The 3,717-nt window shown below is 75.0% G+C and carries 1 protein-coding gene; it reads right to left on the bottom strand.

Features of this window, described 5'->3' with window-relative positions; all coding sequences use genetic code 11:
• A partial coding sequence (locus ACWGJO_RS41225; RefSeq protein WP_452190914.1) for a type I polyketide synthase occupies positions 1 to 3,717 on the bottom strand: 3,717 nt, incomplete at both ends.

Consider the following 3,717-nt stretch of genomic DNA (forward strand, 5'->3'; position numbering starts at 1 on the left):
CCGGAACACCGGACCGTAGCCGTACCCGACCTCGGCCAGAGCCTCGTAGAAACCCTCCAGCGACAGCGCCGTGGCACCGGCCGGCGGCCAGGCGGCCAGATCGAACTCCGGCGCCCGCTCCTGCGCGGTCAGGGTTCCCACCGCGTGGCAGATCCACGGCGCGGTCCCGCCGGTGTCCGGCCGGGCGTGGATCTCCACCCGGCAGTCGCCCTCCTCGCCCGGGGCCGCCACCCGCACCTGGAGGTGCACGCCGCCCTGCTCGGGCAGCGGCAACGGCGCCTGGAGCACCAGCTCCTCCAGGACCGGGCGGTCGATCTGCTCGCCCGCGCGCAGCGCCATGTCCACGAAGGCCGTCCCCGGCACCAGCGCCTGGCCCTGGACAGCGTGGTCCGCGAGCCACGGGTGGGTGGCAAGCGACAGCCGTCCGGTCAGCAACAGGCCGTTTTCACCGGCCAGTTGAACCGCAGCGCCGAGCATCGGGTGGCCGGCCGACAGCTGGCCGACCGAACCGGCGTCTCCGGACCGAACGGCCGGGCGCGGCCAGTAGCGCTCGCGCTGGAAGGCGTACGTCGGCAGTTCGAGCCGTCGGCCGGCCGGCAGCACGGCCCGCCAGTCCACGTCCGCGCCGGCCGTCCAGAGCCGGGCCAGCGCGGTCAGCGCGGTGCCCGACTCCTCCCGCTCACGGCGCAGCAGCGGCGCGAACACGGCCTCGGCAACCGCCTGTCCGGCCAGGCCGCTCAGCACCGCGTCCGGGCCCAGCTCGACGTAGCGGGTGACGCCCTGCCCGTCGAGGTGGGCGACGCCGTCGGCGAAGCGGACCGCCTCGCGGACCTGGCGCACCCAGTAGTCGGAGGTGGTGAGCAGCCCGGGCTCGGCGATCCCACCGGTCAGGTTCGACACGACCGGGATGCGCGGCTCGGCGAAGGTCAACCCGGCCAGCACGGAAGCGAATTCTTCCAGCATCGGCTCCATCAGCGCCGAGTGGAACGCGTGCGAGACGGTCAGCCGGCGGATCCGGCGACCCTCGGCCTTCCAGCGGGCCGCGAACTCCTCGACCACCTCGACGGGGCCGGAAACCACCACCGAACGCGGCCCGTTGACGGCCGCGACATCCAGGCGTTCTCCGATCTCCGCCCGCACCTCGGCCTCGGTGGCCTGCACGGCGAGCATCGCCCCGCCGCTCGGCAGTGCCTGCATCAGCCGGCCGCGCGCCGCCACCAGGGCGCAGGAGTCCGCCAGCGAGAACACGCCCGCCACATGGGCGGCCGCCACCTCACCGATCGAGTGCCCGAGCAGGAAGTCGGGCGTCACGCCCCAGGATTCGAGCAGCCGGAACGACGCCACCTCGACCGCGAACAGCCCGGCCTGCGCCCACACCGTCCGGTCCAGATCCTCGACGCCGTCGAGGACGACCTCCCGCACCGACCGCCCGAGCCTCGCGTCCAGCTCCGCGCAGACCGCGTCGAAGCCCTCCGCGAACACCGGGAACGCCTCGTACAGACCCCGGCCCATGCCGACCCGCTGCGCACCCTGCCCCGTGAACAGGAACGCCGTGCGGCCCTCGACCGCCGTACCCGAGACCACGCCCTCGCCGGGCCGGCCCTCGGCCAGCGCGGTCAGGCCCGCCCCGATCGCGGCAGCCGTGTCACCCACGGCCACCGCGCGGTGTTCCAGCGCCGCCCGGGTGACGGCCAGCGCGTGTCCAGCGGCCGCCGGGTCGGGCCCGGTCGCCGCGAACTCGGCGAGCCTCGCGGCCTGTCCGCGCAGCCCCTCCGGGGTCTTCGCGGAGACCGGCCAGAGCACCGGGCCGCTGTCCTCCACCGGTTCCGGCGCGGGCGACGGGTCGCCCTGCTCCAGGATGACGTGGGCGTTGGTGCCGCTGATACCGAAGGAGGACACGCCCGCGCGACGCGGGCGACCGTCCTCCGGCCACGGCCGGGCCCGCGTCAGCAGCTCCACCGCGCCCGCCGACCAGTCCACGTGCGAGGTCGGTTCGTCCACGTGCAACGTGGCCGGGAGGACGCCGTGGCGCATCGCCTGCACCATCTTGATGACGCCCGCGACGCCGGCCGCCGACTGGGTGTGGCCGATGTTGGACTTGATCGATCCCAGCCACAACGGCCGGTCGGCCGGCCGGTCCTGGCCGTAGGTCGCCAGCAGCGCCTGGGCCTCGATCGGGTCTCCGAGCGGAGTGCCGGTGCCGTGCGCCTCCACCACGTCCACCTCGGACGGGGCGAGCCGCGCGGAGGCCAGCGCCTGCCGGATCACCCGCTCCTGGGAGGGGCCGTTCGGCGCGGTGAGCCCGTTGGAGGCGCCGTCCTGGTTGACCGCGCTGCCGCGGATCACCGCGAGCACCCGGTGGCCGTCCCGACGGGCGTCGGACAGGCGCTGGAGCACCAGCACGCCGACACCCTCGGACCAGACGGTGCCGTCGGCCCCGGCGGAGAACGCCTTGCAGCGCCCGTCCGAGGCCAGGCCGTCCTGCCGGTCGAACTCGGCGAACACCCCCGGGGTGGACATCACGGTCACACCGCCGGTCAGCGCCATCGCGCACTCGCCGCGCTGCAGCGCCTGGATCGCCCAGTGCATCGCCACCAGGGAGGAGGAGCAGGCGGTGTCCACGGTGACGGCCGGGCCCTCCAGGCCGAACACGTACGAGACGCGGCCGGAGAGGATGCTGGTGGCGGCACCCGTCATCAGGTGCCCCTCCGACTCCGGCAGGTCCATCCCGGCGCCGTAGCCGAACGCCGAGGCGCCGACCAGGACGCCGGTGGAGGACCGGTGCATCGACAGCGGGTCGAGGCCGGCGGCCTCGAAGGCCTCCCAGGAGGCCTCCAGCAGCAGGCGCTGCTGCGGGTCCATCGCCAGCGCCTCGCGCGGCGAGATCCCGAACAGCCCGGCGTCGAAGTCGGCGGCGTCGTGCAGGAAGCCGCCGCGCGGCGTGTAGGTGGCGTCGGCGACCTCGATCTCCCAGCCGCGGTCGGCCGGGAAAGCGGTCACGCCGTCGAAGCCCTCGGCCAGCAGGCGCCAGAGCCGCTCGGGGTTGTCCGCGCCGCCGGGGAAGCGGCAGCTCATGCCGATGATCGCGATGGGCTCGCCGGTGTCCACGGCCGTCTCGACGAGCGGCGCCACGGAGGCGGCCCGCTCGAAGAGCAGCTCGTCGAGGTGCTCGGCCAGCACGGCCGGTGTCGGGTAGTCGAAGACCAGAGTCACCGGCAGCCGAAGCCCGGTGACGGCGTTCAGCCCGTTGCGCAGCTCCACGGCGGTCAGCGAGTCGAAGCCGAGCTCCCGGAACGCGTGCCGGGGGCCGACCGCGTCCGTGGCGCCGTGGCCGAGCACGGTGGCCGCGCTGCCGCGAACCAGCTCCAGCAGCTGCGCGCGCCGCTCCTCGGCCGGCAGCGGCCGCAGCCGGGCCAGAAGTCCGGACTCCGCACCCGCGCCCCGGTCGGCGGCCCGGCGGGCGGACGGCCGGATCAGACCGCGCAGCAGCGGGGGCACCCCATGGGTGGAGACGGCCTGCGCGGCGGCCAGGTCCAGGACCGTCGGCAGGAGGTGCGGTACGGGCAGGGTGATCGCCCGGTCGAACAGGGCCAGGGCCTGCGCGGTCGGCAGTCCGGAACCGCTGCGTGCCGAGGAGAGATGACCGGTCAGCTCACTGGCCTGCTCCCACAGACCCCAGGCCAGCGACTGACCCGCCCGGCCGGAAGCCGTACGGCG

The sequence above is a fragment of the Kitasatospora sp. NPDC054795 genome (assembly GCF_053611565.1).